The organism is Pseudomonas sp. NPDC089741 (assembly GCF_044748825.1).
In the GTDB taxonomy this organism is placed as follows: domain Bacteria; phylum Pseudomonadota; class Gammaproteobacteria; order Pseudomonadales; family Pseudomonadaceae; genus Aquipseudomonas; species Aquipseudomonas helmanticensis.
This window is the reverse complement of record NZ_JBIVGT010000002.1, coordinates 221,863-239,969: the sequence shown is the minus strand read 5'-3', so window position 1 is coordinate 239,969 and position 18,107 is coordinate 221,863. Positions and strand designations below refer to the sequence as shown.

At 59.0% G+C, this 18,107-nt stretch carries 14 protein-coding genes; 5 read left to right on the top strand and 9 right to left on the bottom strand.

The features are described 5' to 3' along the window. The first annotated feature begins 60 nt into the window (after window positions 1–60). Window positions 61–888, top strand: coding sequence for a phosphonoacetaldehyde hydrolase (gene phnX / locus ACIPZE_RS03230; RefSeq protein ID WP_129392025.1), 828 nt, complete (start codon window positions 61–63; stop codon window positions 886–888). Window positions 889–1,009: 121 nt separating this feature from the next. Here the strand turns inward: phnX and ACIPZE_RS03225 are convergent, their stop codons facing one another. After that, complete coding sequence (locus ACIPZE_RS03225; protein WP_400771326.1) at window positions 1,010–1,672, bottom strand: hypothetical protein; 663 nt, start codon at window positions 1,670–1,672, stop codon at window positions 1,010–1,012. A gap of 315 nt (window positions 1,673–1,987) precedes the next feature. Here ACIPZE_RS03225 and ACIPZE_RS03220 point away from each other — a divergent pair, with 315 nt between their 5' ends. Beyond that, window positions 1,988–2,536: a cytochrome b gene (locus ACIPZE_RS03220; RefSeq protein ID WP_283436975.1), complete on the top strand. Its 549-nt coding sequence runs from the start codon at window positions 1,988–1,990 to the stop codon at window positions 2,534–2,536. A 275-nt stretch (window positions 2,537–2,811) separates the two neighbouring features. On the opposite strand, the gene ACIPZE_RS03215 is transcribed toward ACIPZE_RS03220, so the two are convergent. Both ACIPZE_RS03215 and ACIPZE_RS03210 read right to left on the bottom strand, forming a co-directional pair. Beyond that, complete coding sequence (locus ACIPZE_RS03215) at window positions 2,812–3,717, bottom strand: 1-aminocyclopropane-1-carboxylate deaminase/D-cysteine desulfhydrase (protein ID WP_400771324.1); 906 nt, start codon at window positions 3,715–3,717, stop codon at window positions 2,812–2,814. Between the two features lie 124 nt (window positions 3,718–3,841). Next, window positions 3,842–5,881: an FAD-dependent oxidoreductase gene (locus ACIPZE_RS03210; protein WP_400771322.1), complete on the bottom strand. Its 2,040-nt coding sequence runs from the start codon at window positions 5,879–5,881 to the stop codon at window positions 3,842–3,844. Window positions 5,882–6,089: 208 nt separating this feature from the next. On the opposite strand from ACIPZE_RS03210, the gene ACIPZE_RS03205 reads away from it, so the two are divergent. Together ACIPZE_RS03205 and ACIPZE_RS03200 are read left to right on the top strand one after the other, a co-directional pair. Next, window positions 6,090–7,220, top strand: coding sequence for a nitrilase-related carbon-nitrogen hydrolase (locus ACIPZE_RS03205; RefSeq protein WP_400771320.1), 1,131 nt, complete (start codon window positions 6,090–6,092; stop codon window positions 7,218–7,220). 3 nt (window positions 7,221–7,223) lie between these two features. Continuing rightward, window positions 7,224–8,264 carry an AraC family transcriptional regulator gene (locus ACIPZE_RS03200; protein ID WP_400771317.1) on the top strand — a complete coding sequence of 347 codons (1,041 nt, stop codon included), beginning with the start codon at window positions 7,224–7,226 and terminating at the stop codon, window positions 8,262–8,264. A gap of 375 nt (window positions 8,265–8,639) precedes the next feature. Here the strand turns inward: ACIPZE_RS03200 and ACIPZE_RS03195 are convergent, their stop codons facing one another. Both ACIPZE_RS03195 and ACIPZE_RS03190 read right to left on the bottom strand, forming a co-directional pair. After that, on the bottom strand, window positions 8,640–9,488 hold the full coding sequence (locus ACIPZE_RS03195) for a DUF2242 domain-containing protein (protein WP_400771315.1): 849 nt from the start codon (window positions 9,486–9,488) through the stop codon (window positions 8,640–8,642). Window positions 9,489–9,580: 92 nt separating this feature from the next. Continuing rightward, on the bottom strand, window positions 9,581–10,480 hold the full coding sequence (locus ACIPZE_RS03190) for a LysR family transcriptional regulator (protein ID WP_400771514.1): 900 nt from the start codon (window positions 10,478–10,480) through the stop codon (window positions 9,581–9,583). A gap of 121 nt (window positions 10,481–10,601) precedes the next feature. On the opposite strand from ACIPZE_RS03190, the gene ACIPZE_RS03185 reads away from it, so the two are divergent. After that, window positions 10,602–11,807 carry an MFS transporter gene (locus tag ACIPZE_RS03185; protein WP_400771312.1) on the top strand — a complete coding sequence of 402 codons (1,206 nt, stop codon included), beginning with the start codon at window positions 10,602–10,604 and terminating at the stop codon, window positions 11,805–11,807. 64 nt (window positions 11,808–11,871) lie between these two features. Here ACIPZE_RS03185 and ACIPZE_RS03180 read toward each other — a convergent pair whose 3' ends face one another. The 4 genes from ACIPZE_RS03180 to clpX all read right to left on the bottom strand — a co-directional run. Beyond that, on the bottom strand, window positions 11,872–13,743 hold the full coding sequence (locus ACIPZE_RS03180) for a SurA N-terminal domain-containing protein (RefSeq protein WP_400771310.1): 1,872 nt from the start codon (window positions 13,741–13,743) through the stop codon (window positions 11,872–11,874). A gap of 231 nt (window positions 13,744–13,974) precedes the next feature. Beyond that, window positions 13,975–14,247, bottom strand: coding sequence for an HU family DNA-binding protein (locus ACIPZE_RS03175; RefSeq protein WP_008077714.1), 273 nt, complete (start codon window positions 14,245–14,247; stop codon window positions 13,975–13,977). Window positions 14,248–14,356: 109 nt separating this feature from the next. After that, window positions 14,357–16,792 carry an endopeptidase La gene (gene lon / locus ACIPZE_RS03170; RefSeq protein ID WP_400771307.1) on the bottom strand — a complete coding sequence of 812 codons (2,436 nt, stop codon included), beginning with the start codon at window positions 16,790–16,792 and terminating at the stop codon, window positions 14,357–14,359. A gap of 163 nt (window positions 16,793–16,955) precedes the next feature. After that, the coding region (clpX, locus tag ACIPZE_RS03165) for an ATP-dependent Clp protease ATP-binding subunit ClpX (protein ID WP_400771304.1) at window positions 16,956–18,107 on the bottom strand (1,152 nt) is incomplete at its 5' end.

Sequence of the window (18,107 nt, the reverse complement as noted above, 5' to 3'; positions counted from 1 at the left end):
TCGCGAGCAGGCTCACTCCCACAGTTTGAATTGCATTGCCAAATCAGGAATTTAATTGCCATGAACTACGTCAATCCAAGCAAGCTGCAAGCCGCGATCCTCGACTGGGCCGGCACCGTGGTCGATTTCGGTTCTTTCGCGCCGACGCAGATTTTCGTCGAAGCCTTCGCCGAATTCGATGTACAGGTTTCCATCGAAGAAGCCCGCGGGCCGATGGGCATGGGCAAGTGGGATCACATCCGTACCCTCTGCGATCAGCCGCAAGTCGCCGAGCGTTATCGCAAAGTCTTCGGCCGCACGCCGACCGACGATGACGTCACCGCGATCTACAAGCGTTTCATGCCCCTGCAGATCGAGAAGATCGCCGAACACTCGGCGCTGATTCCCGGCGCCCTGGAAACCATCGCCAAGCTGCGCGAGCAAGGGATCAAGATCGGTTCGTGCTCCGGCTACCCGAAACAGGTCATGGATAAAGTCGTCGAACTGGCCGCCAGCAACGGTTATGTCGCCGACCACGTGGTCGCCACCGACGAAGTGCCGAACGGTCGCCCATGGCCGGCTCAAGCACTGGCCAACGTAATTGCACTGGGCATCGACGATGTCGGTGCCTGCGTGAAGATCGACGACACCGTGCCCGGCATCCTCGAAGGCCGCCGCGCCGGGATGTGGACGGTCGCGCTGATCTGCTCCGGCAATGCGCTGGGCCTGGATTACGCCGGTTTCCGCGCCTTGGGCAGCGATGAACTGGCCAGCGAACGCAAACGCATTCACGCACTGTTCGAAAGCTCGCGCCCGCACTATATGATCGACACCATCACTGACTTGCCGGAAGTGATTGCCGACATCAACAAGCGTCTGGCCAAGGGTGAGATGCCGCAAAACGATTAAGTCAGATTAAAAAAACCGCCAACTGATCAACAGTTGGCGGTTTTTTATTGATCGACTTAAATATTCAATCGGAATCTACACCGTTAAATCCGAATAACACACAGCATTGAATCTACAACAGTCACTCAACAACAAGATTGCCTTCTGCGTCATATAGCAAGCCGTCCACATAACGAATCGAACCGTCCGCCAATTGCTCGGTGCCGTCAGCCCAGACGATACGACCATCTGGATATTCAACAGTCTCATCCGGCCAGACGATACGTCCGTCCGGGTGCTCTACCCTGCCGTCAGCATGCTGAATGATGCCGTCCGGTCGGGTGACCTGGTTTCGCTCAGCATTGACGACGCTGCCATCGATCAGCTTGGTCGACCCGTCGGGCTTGCCAATACTGCCGAGGGCGTTCACCAGATTGATGAGTGCCACGGGATCAATGTTGATATTCAAGGTAGGCCACGGCATTGGCGGACGGACGCTTACCGGCGGTTTGGTGCCTGGCGTCACTGGCTTGACCGGTGGTTTGGTGACCGGCGTTACTGGCTTGACGGGAGGTTTGGTGACCGGCGTTACTGGCTTGACGGGAGGTTTGACCGGTGGTTTGACCGGGGCAGGCTTGACTGGCGGCTTGACCGGAACCACGGGCGGCTTGACCACGGGTTTGGAGGGTGGCGTCACTGGCGGTTTGCCGGGCACAGGTTTCGGTCGCGATACCGGTGGTTTTGCCATCGCTTTTTTTACAATGTTCTTACTCTGTTTACGATCCAGAAGAATACTGAAAGTCATCTTGAAATCCTTTTATGAAAAATCCTGTTATTAATGGAATTACTTGTCAACCCAACTGTTTTAAAAGCGACAACTACGCATAACACTAAACACTTAAATAACGTCAATCAAACGCTCTAAAGATTCAAAAAATAAACAACAACCGGTTACACCTGAACAACTAAAATCACGCTTTGCAGAAACTAACAGCGTCATAAAAGCAGCACATGAAAAAACTTCTGCCGGGTTCAGGCAAAAATCCCAAAGGACGTTTACAGTTAAGGTATGCCGTCGGAGAAACGGCGCGATGGAGCCCTGAACCGAGAGGAACACCGTATGCCGTGGACAAGTTCAGAATCGCGCTACAGCACCGTGTCGGTGCTGCTGCACTGGCTGATGCTGGTGTTGTTGGTGCTGGTGTACGCCAGCATGGAATTGCGCGGCTTCTTCCCCAAAGGCAGCGGCGGCCGCACGCTGATCCGCGAAGTGCATTACATGCTTGGCCTGACCGTGTTCGTGCTGGTGTGGTTTCGCCTGCTCGCGCGCAGCCTCGGCCCGGCACCGAAGATCTTCCCCGCTTCGCCGCAATGGCAAACCGTGCTGGCGCGGCTGATGCACTGGGCGCTGTACCTGTTCATGATCAGCATGCCGATTCTCGGCTGGCTGATTACCAGCGCCGAGGGGCATCAGGTGATGTTTTATGGCTTTGATCTGCCGCTGCTGGTTGCGGAGAACAAGGATTTCGCCAAGCAGGTCGAGCACTGGCACGTGCTGATCGGCACGATCGGATACTGGCTGATCGGGCTGCATGCGCTGGCGGGGATCTATCACCATTACGTGGTAGGCGATAACACGCTGCTGCGGATGATGCCCAAGCGCGGGTGAAACCACCGGGATCTCACTGTGGCAATACATCCATTGTTGCTGGCATTTATCTGAGGCACTGCAAACCATTGTGGCTGGCAATGGGATCTATCTGTGGCACTGCAAACCACTGTGGCGAGGGGATTTATCCCCGTTGGGCTGCGAAGCAGCCCCAAAACCTCAAAACGCGGTGTGTCAGACTGAACAGTGTGGGCTGAATTGGGGCTGCTTCGCAGCCCAGCGGGGATAAATCCCCTCGCCACAATGAATCTCCATATGACAGAAATAGGGTGCGGTCAGGGACAGGTGCTGAAACCGCGTCTGCCCTGCAGGCCGCCGGTGTGGATGACGATCAGTCGTGTGCCGCTGGCAAATCTGCCTGCTTCTATCTGTTCCTTTAGGGCCATCAGCGCTTTGCCGGTATAGAGCGGTTCCAAGGGCACACCGCTAGCCTGTTCGGTCTGCTCAATAAACGCGAGCAACGCCGAATCAACCCTGGCAAAACCACCACGGCTGGCCTCGATCAACTCGTAGCCCGCATTCGCCAATCCTGCTGCTTGCAGGATCGCCTCGATGTGCGGCGCCACACCGTGATCCTCCGGCACCGCCAGTGCGCCAAACACCGGATGCGCCCCCGCCTCCGCCAGCACTAACCCGGCCAATGTCGTGCCGGTGCCGCAGGCCAGCCACCAGCCGTGGTAATCGCTCCAGCCGAGCGTGGGCAATTGTGCATCGAGTTGCTGTTTGAGCGCAGCGCAACCCAGCGCGCCGGCCAATCCACCGCCGCCCTCCGGCACCGCATACAGTTGCGGGTACTGCGCCTGCCAAGGTTCCCAGAACCCCGGCTCATTCCGCGCGCGGTAGCCGCCGTAACCCAACCAGTGCAACTGCATGCCGAACGCTTGCAAATCCTGCACGGTCGGCGTTTCCTGCGCATGCCCACGCAACAGCCCGACAGTCTTGAATCCCAACCGTTTGCCCGCCGCCGCCAACGCATGCAGATGATTGGAGTGAGCACCACCGAGACTGATGATGCCTTCAGCACCGGCACCCTCGGCGGCTTTGAGGTGTTCAGAGAGTTTGAACCATTTATTGCCGCTGATCAGCGGGTCAATCTGGTCGAGGCGCAGGATCGCGACCTCAATGCCGGCAGCGCTGAGCCAGTCCAGATGAAGGTGTTCGAGGGGGGCGTGGGCAAACATGAGCAGAGCATGATCTGAAAAAAACACATACTAGTAGGAGCTGCCACAGGCTGCGATCTTTTGATCCTGTTTTTGAAAACCCAGATCAAAAGATCGCAGCCTGCGGCAGCTCCTGCAGGGGTGTTTACAGTTCAGCGGCGAGGCGTGAGCCTTGGTTGATGGCGCGCTTGGCGTCCAGCTCGGCCGCGACATCGGCGCCGCCGATCAGGTGCACGTTTTGCCCGGCTTCCACCAAGCCATCGTGCAGCTCACGCAGCGGATCCTGCCCCGCGCAGATCACGATGTTGTCCACCGCCAGCAATTGCGGCTCGCCGGCTTCGCCGATGCGGATGTGCAAACCCTCGTCGTCAATGCTCAGGTATTCAACGCTGTTGAGCATTTGCACCTGCTTGTTCTTCAAACCGGTACGGTGAATCCAGCCAGTGGTTTTACCCAGGCCATCGCCGACCTTGGTTTTCTTGCGCTGCAACAGGAACACTTCACGGGCCGGAGCGTGCGGCGCCGCTTTGATCCCGGCGACGCCACCGCGTGCTTCCAGCTTCGTATCGATGCCCCATTCTTTCCAGAACGCGGCACGGTCCTGACTGGTCGCAACGCCTTCATGGACGAGGAACTCCGAGACGTCAAAACCGATACCGCCCGCGCCGATCACCGCGACACGCTTGCCGACCGGTTTACGCTCAAGGATCACGTCGATGTAGCTCAGCACCTTGGCATTCTCGACGCCCGGAATCGCTGGCAAACGCGGCGCAATGCCGGTGGCGAGGATGATTTCGTCGTAGCCGCCTTCAAGCAGTTTCGCCACATCGACGCGAGTGTTCAGGCACACCTCGACATTCGTCGTCTGCAACTTGCGCTTGAAGTAGCGCAGGGTCTCGAAGAACTCTTCCTTGCCCGGTACACGCTTGGCAATGTTGAACTGGCCGCCGATTTCGCTGGCCGAATCGAACAGGGTCACCTGATGGCCACGCTCGGCCGCCACGGTTGCAGCGGACAGACCGGCAGGGCCGGCGCCGACTACGGCAATCTTCTTGATCTGCTGCACCGGCAGATAGTTGAGTTCGGTCTCGTGGCAGGCACGCGGGTTGACCAGGCAACTGGTCAGCTTGCCGCCAAAGGTGTGATCGAGGCACGCCTGGTTGCAACCGATGCAGGTGTTGATCTCATCCGCGCGGCCTTCGGCAGCCTTGTTGACGAAGTCTGGATCGGCGAGGAACGGCCGCGCCATCGAGACCATGTCGGCATCGCCTTCGGCAAGAATCTGCTCGGCGATTTCCGGGGTGTTGATGCGGTTGGTGGTGATCAACGGAATGCTCACCGAACCGCGCAGCTTGGCCGTGACCTTGCTGAATGCCGCACGCGGCACTTTGGTGGCGATGGTCGGAATCCGCGCTTCGTGCCAGCCGATGCCGGTATTGATGATGGTCGCGCCGGCCTGCTCGATGGCTTTGGCGAGGATGACGATTTCATCCCAGGTGCTGCCGCCCTCGACCAGATCGAGCATCGACAGACGGAAAATGATGATGAAGTTAGGGCCTACCGACTCACGTACACGGCGGACGATTTCTACCGGCAGGCGCATGCGGTTTTCGTAGCTGCCGCCCCAGCGGTCAGTGCGATGGTTGGTGTGCGCGGCGAGGAACTGGTTAATGAAATAACCTTCCGAGCCCATGATCTCGACGCCGTCGTACTCGGCGGTTTGTGCCAGTACCGAGCAGGTGACGAAATCGCTGATCTGCTTCTCGATGCCTTCCTCGTCCAGCTCTTTAGGCTTGAACGGGTTGATCGGCGCCTGGATCGCGCTCGGTGCGACTTGCTTCGGGCTGTAGGCATAACGGCCGGCGTGAAGGATCTGCATGCAGATCTTGCCGCCCGCCTCGTGCACCGCGCGGGTGACGATGCGGTGCTTGAGCGCTTCTTCTTCGGTGGTCAGCTTGGCCGCGCCGGAGTACACCCCGCCCTCGTCGTTCGGACCAATGCCGCCGGTGACCATCAGGCCGACACCGCCGCGCGCGCGCTCGGCAAAGTACGCCGCCATGCGCTCGAAGCCGCCCGGTTTCTCTTCCAGGCCCGTATGCATCGAACCCATCAGGGTGCGGTTGCGCAGCGTGGTGAATCCCAGGTCCAGCGGGGCCAACAGGTGCGGGTAATGAGCGGCGGTCATCGGTAACTCCACAACGAGCGTTCACGGAAAAAGTGCGGGAGCTCTGCGTCCCCCGTCAGTCATGTGGCACAGACTAAGAGTCGCACCGTTGTCACTCAATGACCGTAACTGACAAGTTATTGATCCAAATGCGCAGCGCCTCTTGGCAATCGGCGCCATGGGCCCTACCCTAGTCGCCACACCCTGTACCCGGCTGTTGTTGGTTTTCATGCGCAAACTTTTGTACCTGACATTTTCCATGGCCATCGTGGCCGTCCTGACCACCTACGCCATGTGGGCGGCAGACCGGCCGGCGGGCCATTACCTGTCGGACCTGCGCATCAAACTGGCGGTCGATGAGGGCACGCCTGCCGACCGCGGCAACCTGCTGGGCATCCAGCCCGAACTGTTTCCCACCGACTATCAAAGCCCCGATCGCCTGCACCGCAAACTCGCGGCGTATCTGCAACAGGCTCAGGATCAAGGCTTGTTGAACGAGAAAACCGTGGTGGTGTTGCCGGAGCATGTCGGCACGTGGCTGATGATCAGCGGCGAGAAAGACGAGCTGTATCAGGCGCCGACCCTCGCCGAAGCGATGAACTGGCTGGCCGCGAGCAACCCGCTGTTGTTCGCCCGTGCCTGGCTCAGCGCCAAGGGCAATAGTCGTCTCGATGACGCCCATCTACGTATGAAATCCAAGGCGATGGCCAAGGATTACCAGGCGCTGTTCGGTGGCCTGGCCAAGGAATTTCATGTGACGCTGGTGGCCGGCTCGATCGTCTTGCCGGAGCCAAGCATTCGCGATGGCCAGCTCAAACCCGGCAGCGGCGCACTGTTCAACAGCAGCGTGGTGTTTGGTCGCGATGGCGTGCCGTTGGGGCAACCGCAGCGGCAGATGCACCCGATCTTCGATCAACGCGATGTGATCGAGGGCGAAGATCAACACGCGATCAACGTCGTCGACACGCCCGCCGGGCGCCTGGGCATCCTCATCGGCAGTGACAGCTGGTATCCGGACAATTACCGCAAACTCGACGAGCAAGGTGCGCAACTGGTGGCGGTGCCGGCGTTCGTGGTGGGTCATGGCGTGTGGAATCAACCGTGGGGCGGCTATAAAGGTTCGAGCACGCCGGGCTCGGTCAGCCTCAAGCCCGGCGAAGTCAGTGAAGGCCAGGCCTGGCATCGCCTGACCCTCACTGCGCAGCCGCCGAGCAGTCGCGCGATCGCTGGCGTGAGCGTGTTCCTGCGCGGGCAGTTCTGGGACAAGTCGAGTTCCGGGCAAAGCTTTCTCAGCAGCAACGGCCAGCAGTTTGCCGACGGCGAAGCCCGTGGCGCGCGTTTGCTGAATGTCTGGTTGTAAATCATGAAACCGCTGCCGATGCGCCTTGGCGATTTGTCGGTGGGTTTCGTTCACAGCCTCGCCGACGCGGTGCGCAGCCATGGTGCCGATCCGCAGCCGCTGCTTGAGCAATACGGTCTCGATGCCGCCCGTCTGGCCGAGGCCGGAGCACGATTGTCAATTCCGCGTTACATGCGCCTCGGGCACGCGGCGATCCAGCTGACCGAAGACCCGGCGTTAGGCCTGCGAATGGGCCAACTGAGCCGCCTGAGCCAAGCCGGACTGGCCGGGGTCACCGCCGCACAAGCGCCGACCGTGCGCGAAGCCGCCCGTTGCCTGATCCGTTTCGAAGCACTGTACGGCTCCAACTATCGCGGGCAGTCGAGCTTTCACGAAGATGCCAACGGCGCATGGCTGCGTTTCTATTCGATCAGCCCGTACAACGCCTACAACCGCTTTGTGGTGGATTCGATCATTGCCGGCTGGTTGCAGCAACTGTCCAGCGTCAGTCGTGAAACGCTGCGCGCTGAACGCATCGAAATCGAATTCGCCGAGCCGGATTACCGCGAAGCGTACGCGGCGCTGGGGGATTGCCCGATCCTGTTCGGCGCCGAACGTAATCAACTGCGCCTGAGCCTGAACAGCCTCGCGCAACGCAACCCCGAACACTGCCCAAGCACCTGGCGGCATCTGCTGCAATTGTGTGAGCGCGAACTGGAACAGCTGACGCGCACCCGCAGCCTGCGCGAACGCATCACGCAATTGCTCGGGCCGTTGCTCAACGGTGGTCGCGAACCGGATCTGGAGGAAGTGGCGGCACGCCTGAAGCTGCCAACCTGGACACTGCGGCGCAAACTGGCCGAGGAAGGCACGCAGTTTCGCGCGATCCTCAACGACACTCGCCGTGATCTGGCGATGACCTACATTCGCGACACCGAACTGGCATTCGGTGAGATCGCTTATCTGCTCGGCTTTGCTTCAGCCGAAGCTTTCCAGCGAGCGTTCAAGCGCTGGACGGGACAGACACCCGGCGAATTTCGTCGCAGCCATCGCCAGACGGCATAGGGCTACAAGCTAAAGCTCACAGCTCGGTGGCGTCTTCCGCAGGTTCCGGTTGATCCAGTTCAAAGGCCTGGAATTCGAGCAGCTCTTCTTGATAGTCATCCATTGCGTAATCCCCCTGCTGCTCTCTTGAATGGGCCTGAGCAAATGCCCAGTGCCTCGAGCATAAACTGCCCGTATGAAGGAAAAGTGAAACCCGGCCTTCATCATTAAAACGTAGCAGGTGGTCAGGAATTTATCGCGGGATTTTTGTCAGGGGAATGTAACGAAATTTTCCTGGGTAGGAGCTGCCGCAGACTGCGATCTGTTGATCCTGGTTTTTAAATCAAGATCAACAGATCGCAGCCTGCGGCAGCTCCTACAGGGGATCAGGCGGTATTACTGGCCTGAGGATGGCATCGCCGGAATCGGCTCGGAGGGCGGCGGGATGTCCGGGTTGACCGGTGGTGTGATGGTTTCCGTGGCCGGTGCAGGATCGGCACTCGGCGCTGAAGTGATCGGCGCCGACTCCGCTGGCGGTACAACCGGCTCGGAAATCACGGGGGCCACTTCAGCAGGTGCCGGCGCCGGTTCTGCAGCAGGTGCAGGCGCGGGAGTCGCGGCCGGCTCGGCTGCGGGTGTCGGCGTCAGTGGCGCAGGCTTCGGTTCCGGCATCCCCAGATCGGCCTTGGGTTTCTCTTCGATGTGCGCAGCCTTCTTCGCATCAGCCGGCAGGAACTGCTCGACCAAGGTGAAAAAGCGCTCGTAGAACTTCTGCGAAATCACCGTTTCACTGGCAACCTTGACCATCGAATCGTCCGACGAGCCGATCGGCATCGACACCGAACCCAATACGCCGACACCCAGGCTGGCCGAGTTATTGGTCTTCTTCAGCGCGTAGCGATCCTGCAGGGCATTGGCGAACATCGTCGCGTGATGTTTGCCGCTGCTGTCTTCGGCGCAGACCACGTTGAAGCTGATCTCCAAGTGCGTATCGCCGGTTTGCTGGAAGCTCTTGTGGCCACTGACCAGTTTCGGGTCACTGCTGGTGATGATGTAACCCTGACTGAGCAATGCGCGCCGGGCGGCTTCGCAACTGGCAGTATCGGCCACCGGGTAGTTGCGCGAAAACATACCGGAGTCGTCGAAATTCTCATGCTCATACATCGGCTTGTCTTTCGAACAGCCGGCGACAGCAGCCACCAACAACGCCAACCCGACAACACGCAAGGGAGTGGAAATCAACATTAAACATCCTGAGGGAAAACAGTCCGGGGCGTATTGTGCAACAGATCGCGGCCCTGCGGAGTACGGATTAGTGTCTTAAAACGCTTACAACTCTATCGACCATCCTTTGCGGGAAAAAGTCGCTGCGAAATATGATCGATGAACACTCGCAGTTTGGCCGCTGCATGGCGACTTGATGGCCACAATACCCAAAACTGCCCGTCATGCTCCACATATGCATCGAGCACCCGCCGTAATCGACCTTGCCGGACCGCCTCGGCGACCATGAAATCCGGCAGACAGGCAATGCCCATCCCGGCCAACGCCGCGTGGCTCACCGCCTCGATCGACGTGCTGACCAGCCGCGTCGGCAACACCGGCTCTGCGCTCCCTTCCTCACGCCGCAAGGGCCACGCTTCGAGTTTTCCGGTGGCGTGAAAGGTGTGGCGCAGGCAGGCGTGATCAGCCAGATCGGCCGGGGTTTGCGGCGCGCCGTGCTGATCGAGATAAACGGCACTGGCCACCAGCACCAGATGAAACTCGCCCAACGGTCGCGCCATCAGTCGCGAATCTTTCGGCTTGCCCGTGCGAATCACCGCGTCAAAGCCCTCGTCGACGACATCGACCATGCGATCGGTGAGATCCAGGTCCAGCTCGATCTGCGGGTACAACGCCATGAACTCGATCAGGACCGGCATCACCAGGTCATGCACCTGCGGCAGGCTGATGCGCAACTTGCCATGGGGCGCCGAGGCGGCGTTGCACAACTCGAACTCGGCGGCTTCGACCTCCGCCAGAATCTTCCGGCAGCGCTCCAGAAACAAGGCCCCCTCTGCGGTCAGGGTGATGCTGCGGGTGCTGCGATGAAACAGCCGCACACCGAGCCGCGCCTCCAGACGCGCAATACTCTTGCCGATCGCCGACGACGAAACCCCTTGCAGGCGCCCGGCCTCGGTAAAACTCCGGGTTTCGGCGGCCTGTACGAACACCGAAATACTGCCGAGGCTGTCCATTTTCACTCCGGGATTGGCGACATCAATGTCCGATATGTTCGGAACCATAACCGGTTTTTCCCGAATGCGCAGCGCCCTACCCTATGGCCTTCGTCTCTCCCTTCGAAATGGACGCTGGATCATGAACGATGCGCAACTGACCTCCCCGCCCCTGATACAAGCCGCCGCCAACCGCGAACGCCTGCCGTTGGGTGCGCTGTTGGCGCTGGCCACCGCCGGGTTCATCACCGTGCTCACCGAGGCCATGCCCGCCGGGCTATTGCCCCAAATGAGCGCCGGCCTGAACGTCTCGCAGGCGCTGATCGGGCAACTGGTCACGCTCTATGCCGTCGGTTCGCTGCTCGCGGCGATTCCCCTGACCATCGCCACACGCGGCTGGCGACGACGGCCGCTGCTGTTGTCGGCCATTGGCGGCTTCGCGCTGGCGAACAGTATTACCGCGCTGTCAGACCTGTACTGGCTGACGCTGATCGCGCGGTTGATTGCCGGCGTGTTTGCTGGCCTGCTCTGGGCGCTGCTGGCCGGTTACGCCAGCCGCATGGTCGCGCCCCATCTGCAAGGTCGCGCCATTACCGTCGCCATGCTCGGCGCACCGCTGGCGCTGTCGCTCGGCATACCGGCAGGCACACTGTTGGGCACCATGGTCGGCTGGCGTCTGAGCTTTGCGATCATGACCGCGCTGACCGTGTTGCTGGTGATCTGGGTGCGCTGGCAGGTGCCGGACTTTGCCGGCGAACGTGCAGGAAAACGCCTGCCCTTGCGTCAGGTGTTCACCCTTCCCGGGGTGCGACCGGTGTTGTTCGTGACGTTGTCCTACGTGGTGGCACACAACCTTCTCTACACCTACATCGCGCCGTTCCTGCAACCCTCCGGGTTGGCAAACGACATCGACCGCGTGCTGCTGGCGTTCGGTCTCGCCTCGGTACTGAGCCTGCGGATCGTCGGCAGCCTGATTGATCGCTGGCTGCGTGAGCTGGTGTTGATCAGCACAGCGCTGTTCATGCTCTCGGCGCTGACCCTGGGCGTGTGGCGCGATTCAGCCGGCGTGGTCTATGTCGCCGTAGTTGTCTGGGGGCTGGCATTCGGGGCTATGCCGTCGCTGTTGCAGACCGCTTCGGCGAAAGCGGCGGGAGTTGCTGCCGATACGGCGCAATCGATGCTGGTAACCCTGTGGAATGTCGGAATTGCCGGCGGCGGGCTGGTGGGTGGTCTATTGCTGGATAACCCTGGCGTTGGGGCGTTTCCGTGGATTGTCGCAGCGCTACTGGTGCTGACCTTGGTTGCGGCCGTCAATGCCAGAAGCCACGGTTTTCCACGGTCATTGTAGGAACGGAATAAAAAAAACCCCGGCGTTGCGGCCGGGGCTTTTGGTCTTGCTGCTCAGTCAGGCATCAGTAACGCTTGATTTCGGCCTGAGCTTCCAACTGCTTGCGGTACGCCGCGAAGTCTTGCTGACCCTCACGGGACGCGAGGAAGCGACGGTATTGAGCCTTCTCTTCATCGGTCGGTGCCGCTGCTTCGTTGACGCCGTTCAGGCGCACGATCATCAGACTGCCGTCCGGCAGCGTCACGTTGCTGAACGTCGGCTTGTCTTTGGCCGCCGGCTTCGGCATGCGGAACAATGCCTGCAACACGGCCGGATCAACACCTTCCTGCGCACGGGTGGCCGCTGCGGTGGCTTTCCAGTTCTGACCGTCAACCGCCTTGTCCAGCGGCGCCTTGCCATCGCGCAGATCAGCGATCAGCTTCTCGGCCTTGGTCTTGGCAGCAGCGCTGGCGTGCTCTTTGGTCAGCTGAGTGCGGATGGCCGCGTTCACGCTTTCCAGAGGCAGTTGCGCAGGCTTCAGGTGTTCCTTGGAGCGCAGCACGATCACGGTTTCCGGATCCAGCTCGATGGCGGTGCTGTTGGCGCCTTCATCAATCACTTCGGTGCTGAATGCTGCAGTGACCACGGCACGGTTGGCCGCAACGCCTTCACCACCTTCACGGCCGAATGGCTTGGAGGTGTGCACGGTCAGCTTCAGATCTGCCGCTGGCTGGGCCAGGTCAGACGCTTCGAACGCGGAGTCTTCCAATTGCTTGGTCGCCTCGACGAAACGCTGCTCGACCTGCGCCGCTTTCAGCTCGCGGGTCAGCTTGTCTTTCAGGCTGGCCAGTGTCGGCACTTCAGGCGCTTCGACACCCAGCAGCTTGATCAGGTGGAAACCGAAGTCGGTGCGAACCGGCGCGGAAACCTGATCTTTATTCAGCGAGTACAACGCTTTTTCAAAAGCTGGATCGTAAACGCCAGGACCTGCATAACCGAGGTCACCACCATTGTTGGCCGAGCCCGGGTCCTGCGAGAACTCTTTGGCCAGCGCTTCGAATTTCTCGCCCTTGGCCAGACGCGCCTCGACTTCTTCGATTTTCGCCTTGGCCTGAGCTTCGGTGGTCTTGTCGTTCACTTCGATCAGGATGTGCGCGGCACGACGCTGTTCCGACAGGTTGGCGATCTCTTTCTGATACGCCGCCTGCAGGTCTTCGTCCTTGACCGCAACCTGGTCGAAGAACGACGACTTCTTCAGCTCGAGGTAATCGATGACCACTTGATCAGGGGTCATGAATTCCTTGGCGTGTTCGTCGTAGTAAGCCTTGACCTCATCGTCGGTCAGCTTCACCGCAGCCGGATCGGCCTTGATGTTCAGGGTGGCGAAATCGCGGGTCTGTTTTTCCAGACGGGCGAAAGCCAGCACTTCGGCGTCAGTGACGAAACCGCTGCCCGCTACACCGGCACGCAGTTGGCCGATCAGCATTTCCTGAGCCAGCATCTGGCGGAATTGCATGCGGCTGTAACCCAGTTGACGGATTACCTGATCGAAACGCTCGGAGCTGAACTTGCCGTCGACCTGGAATTCAGGCGTCAACAGGATCACTTGGTCCAACGCGCCTTCGGAGAAAGCGAACTTCGATTGTTCAGCGCCTTGCAGCAGCAGCTTGCGATCAATCAGACCTTTGAGGGCAGATTCGCGGAGCATTTTTTCGTCGAGCAAGGAAGCATCGAAGTCCTTGCCCAGCTGTTGCATCAGCTGACGGCGTTGCATGTCAACGGCCTGGCTCAGCTCGTTCTGGCTGATTTCTTCACCATTGACCTTGGCCGCTTCGTTCGTGTGCGTCGTGGCCTTGAAAATGGCGTCGAAACCGGTCAGGGCCATCAGTGCAACGATGACCCCAATAATGGTCTTGGCAATCCAGCCTTGTGAATTGTCCCTGATATTCTGCAGCATGCGTCCCCCAGAAACGGTTGAACTTCAAAAATTAGGCAACCGTGGAGCGTGGGTAGAATCCGGATAGAAGAAAGGCGCATCCGAGGATGCGCCTTCTCGTAACTGGCGGAGCGGACAGGGCTCGAACCCTCGATCCCGGCGTTACAGGCAGCTGTTTCAGCGACCTGCTCTACCGCTCCGCTGCCAAGTCAGGGATGACCCCGACCCGGATGGGTAAAAACTTGTAACGACTTAGTTGACCGCTTCTTTCAGTGCTTTACCGGCTTTGAAACCTGGTTTTTTAGCAGCAGCGATTTGCAGCGTCTTGCCGGTCTGTGGGTTACGACCAACGCGAGCTGGACGATCAGTCACGGAGAAAGTACCGAAACCAACCAGAACAACGGAGTCGCCAGCCTTGAGAGCGCCAGTGACGGATTCGATTACAGCGTCCAGCGCACGGCCAGCAGCAGCTTTCGGGATATCAGCGGATGCAGCGATAGCATCAATCAGTTCCGACTTGTTCACTCTAAGTCCCCTTATATCTATTTTGAGATGATTCTAAGTTTTTTGGTGAAAGCAAAAACGACCGCTGAAGGGCCGACCGACACAGACGAGCCGCACGCGAACACGGGCGCTACACAGCGCTCAAGGCCGCCACCCAGGCACCCACGTAGTAAGGCGTGCGACGTCGTTCCCTAGAGTCAGACTCACGTTTTTCATCCTTGGCAACTATCTCCGGAGCCACATCCGGCAAGGGCTCCGGCGCGTATTGCAGCGCAATTTGCAGGACCTCGTCAATCCATTTAACCGGTTTAATCTGCAGATCCTGCTTGATATTGTCAGGAATCTCCTTGAGATCGCGCACGTTCTCTTCCGGAATAATCACAATCTTGATTCCGCCGCGATGCGCCGCCAGCAGTTTTTCCTTCAGACCGCCAATCGCCAGCACCTGACCACGCAAGGTGATTTCACCGGTCATGGCGACATCGGCGCGCACCGGAATCCCGGTCAGGGCCGACACCAGGGCCGTGCACATGCCGACACCGGCGCTAGGACCGTCCTTCGGCGTGGCACCTTCCGGCATGTGAATGTGCGTGTCGCGCTTCTCGTGGAAGTCCACGGGAATGCCCAGACTCTTGGCACGGCTGCGGACAACAGTCAGCGCTGCGGTGATCGATTCGACCATCACATCGCCCAGCGAACCGGTCTTGATCAGTTGGCCTTTACCCGGTACCACAGCGGCTTCGATGGTCAGCAACTCGCCGCCAACCTGAGTCCAGGCAAGGCCGGTGACTTGACCGATCTGATCCTGTTGCTCGGCCAGACCGTAGCGGAATTTGCGCACACCGAGGAAGTGTTCCAGCAAGTCAGCTGTCACTTTTACCGAGAAGCGTTTTTCCAGCGCGTGCTCTTTGACAGCCTTGCGGCAGACCTTGGCGATCTGACGTTCGAGGCCACGCACACCGGCTTCGCGGGTGTAGTAACGAATGATGTCGCGGATCGCTTCTTCATCAAATTCAATCTCGCCCTTCTTCAGACCGTTAGCGGTGATCTGTTTTGGCGAAAGGTATTTGACGGCGATATTGATCTTTTCGTCTTCGGTGTAGCCCGGCAGACGGATTACTTCCATGCGGTCGAGCAGTGCTGGCGGGATGTTCATCGAGTTCGAGGTGCACAGGAACATCACATCCGACAGGTCGTAATCGACTTCCAGATAGTGGTCGTTGAAGTTGTGGTTTTGCTCAGGATCGAGCACTTCCAGCAACGCCGACGCCGGATCGCCACGCATGTCGCTGCCCATCTTGTCGATTTCATCGAGCAGGAACAGCGGGTTGCGAACGCCGACCTTTGTCATCTTTTGAATCAATCTTCCCGGCATCGAACCGATGTAAGTCCGGCGGTGACCGCGAATTTCCGCTTCATCACGCACGCCACCGAGGGCCATACGTACGAATTTGCGGTTGGTGGCGTGCGCAATCGACTCTGCCAGCGAGGTTTTACCCACGCCAGGAGGACCCACCAGGCACAACACCGGGCCACGGATTTTCTTCACGCGCTTTTGCACGGCGAGGTATTCAAGGATGCGCTCCTTGACCTCTTCGAGACCGTAGTGATCGGCATCGAGAATGTCTTCTGCACGCGCCAGGTCAAGGCGCACTTTGCTCTGTGCCTTCCACGGCACTTGCACCAGCCAGTCGATGTAGGAGCGCACCACGGTGGCTTCGGCGGACATCGGCGACATTTGCTTGAGCTTGTTCAGCTCGGCGTTCGCCTTGGTCAGCGCGTCTTTCGGCAGGCCGGCAGCATCGATGCGCTTTTTCAGCTCTTCGATTTCGTTGTGACCTTCGTCACCGTCGCCCAGCTCTTTCTGAATGGCCTTCATCTGCTCATTCAGGTAGTACTCGCGCTGGCTGCGCTCCATTTGCTTTTTGACGCGGCCGCGAATGCGTTTTTCGACTTGCAGCAGGTCGATCTCGGCATCCAGCAACGCCAGGACGTGCTCGACCCGGGCCGACAAATCGATGATTTCGAGGATTTCCTGCTTCTGCTCGATTTTCAGCGCCATGTGCGCAGCCATGGTGTCGACCAGACGACCCGGCTCATCGATGCTGTTGAGCGATGACAGGACTTCAGCCGGGACTTTCTTGCCCAGCTGCACATATTGTTCGAACTGCGACAGCAGCGTACGTACGAAGACTTCGGACTCGCGCTCGGCGGCGTCGACTTCTTCGATCAACGAAACTTCTGCACGGCAGTGGCCATCGACTTCGCTGAAGCGTTCGACGGTGCCGCGCTGCTCACCCTCGACCAGAACCTTAACAGTGCCATCAGGCAGCTTCAGCAGCTGCAGGACAGTGGCAATGGTACCTACGCGATAGAGAGCGTCTTCACCGGGATCATCGTCAGCCGGGTTTCTCTGGGCCAGCAGCAGTATCTGCTTGTCGCCCGTCATCGCTGCCTCGAGGGCTTCGATGGATTTCTCGCGCCCCACGAACAGCGGGATAACCATGTGCGGATAAACCACGACATCACGCAATGGCAGGAGAGGCAATTCGATGGTTGTCTTCATGATTTCGCCTCTACGGCGGCCATATGGCCGTAATCAGATGGAATTGAGCTTGAAACCAAGATGGGGGCTGCCTTGAAAAAAAACAAGCGCAAAGCGGATGTAAAAAACGACATAAAAAAAAAGAGGCCCGAAGGCCCCTTCTTTGTTGCGGCGCGGTGGACGCTTACGCGTCCGGCGCTGCCTTGGCAGCCGGCTCACTGTTTTCGTAGATATACAGTGGCTTGGACTTGCCTTCGATCACGCTTTCATCGATCACGACTTTGCTCACCTCGGACTGCGAGGGGATTTCATACATCGTGTCGAGCAATACACCTTCGAGAATCGAGCGCAGGCCACGAGCACCGGTTTTACGTTCCAGGGCACGCTTGGCGACCGATTTCAGTGCGTCGGAACGGAATTCCAGATCGACGCCTTCCATCTCGAACAGCTTGGCATACTGTTTGGTCAGAGCATTTTTCGGCTCGGTGAGAATCTGCATCAATGCAGCTTCATCGAGTTCGTCCAGCGTCGCGAGGACCGGCAGACGACCGACGAATTCCGGGATCAGACCGAACTTGACCAGATCGTCAGGCTCGACTTCACGCAGGGATTCACCGACTTTCTTGCCTTCTTCCTTGCTGCGCACTTCTGCGTTGAAACCGATGCCGCCTTTGGTGGAACGGTTTTGAATAACCTTTTCCAGACCAGAGAACGCACCACCGCAGATGAACAGGATGTTACGGGTGTCGACCTGCAGGAATTCCTGCTGCGGATGCTTGCGGCCACCTTGCGGTGGAACGGAAGCGACCGTACCTTCGATCAACTTCAGCAAGGCCTGCTGCACGCCTTCACCGGAAACATCGCGGGTGATCGACGGGTTGTCGGACTTGCGGGAAATCTTGTCGATTTCGTCGATGTAGACAATGCCCATCTGGGCTTTTTCTACGTCGTAATCGCACTTCTGCAACAGCTTCTGAATGATGTTCTCGACATCTTCACCCACGTAACCCGCCTCGGTGAGGGTGGTTGCGTCGGCAATGGTGAACGGAACGTTCAGCAAGCGGGCCAGCGTTTCGGCCAGCAGGGTTTTACCCGAGCCGGTCGGGCCGATCAGCAGGATGTTGCTCTTGCCGAGTTCGACGTCGTCAGCCTTTTTGTCACGCTGGTTCAGGCGTTTGTAGTGGTTATACACCGCTACGGCCAGAACCTTCTTTGCACGCTCCTGACCAATGACGTATTGATCAAGGATGCCGCTGATTTCTTTGGGCGAAGGCAATTTATGCGCGCTGCTTTCGGCCTGGGCTTCCTGCACCTCCTCACGGATGATGTCAGTGCA

Coding starts and splice junctions, on each gene's coding strand:
- phnX (WP_129392025.1), top strand. CDS start 61: ATGAACTACGTCAATCCAAGCAAGCTGCAAGCCGCGATCCTCGACTGG.
- ACIPZE_RS03225 (WP_400771326.1), bottom strand. CDS start 1,672: ATGACTTTCAGTATTCTTCTGGATCGTAAACAGAGTAAGAACATTGTA.
- ACIPZE_RS03220 (WP_283436975.1), top strand. CDS start 1,988: ATGCCGTGGACAAGTTCAGAATCGCGCTACAGCACCGTGTCGGTGCTG.
- ACIPZE_RS03215 (WP_400771324.1), bottom strand. CDS start 3,717: ATGTTTGCCCACGCCCCCCTCGAACACCTTCATCTGGACTGGCTCAGC.
- ACIPZE_RS03210 (WP_400771322.1), bottom strand. CDS start 5,881: ATGACCGCCGCTCATTACCCGCACCTGTTGGCCCCGCTGGACCTGGGA.
- ACIPZE_RS03205 (WP_400771320.1), top strand. CDS start 6,090: ATGCGCAAACTTTTGTACCTGACATTTTCCATGGCCATCGTGGCCGTC.
- ACIPZE_RS03200 (WP_400771317.1), top strand. CDS start 7,224: ATGAAACCGCTGCCGATGCGCCTTGGCGATTTGTCGGTGGGTTTCGTT.
- ACIPZE_RS03195 (WP_400771315.1), bottom strand. CDS start 9,488: ATGTTGATTTCCACTCCCTTGCGTGTTGTCGGGTTGGCGTTGTTGGTG.
- ACIPZE_RS03190 (WP_400771514.1), bottom strand. CDS start 10,480: ATGGACAGCCTCGGCAGTATTTCGGTGTTCGTACAGGCCGCCGAAACC.
- ACIPZE_RS03185 (WP_400771312.1), top strand. CDS start 10,602: ATGAACGATGCGCAACTGACCTCCCCGCCCCTGATACAAGCCGCCGCC.
- ACIPZE_RS03180 (WP_400771310.1), bottom strand. CDS start 13,743: ATGCTGCAGAATATCAGGGACAATTCACAAGGCTGGATTGCCAAGACC.
- lon (WP_400771307.1), bottom strand. CDS start 16,792: ATGAAGACAACCATCGAATTGCCTCTCCTGCCATTGCGTGATGTCGTG.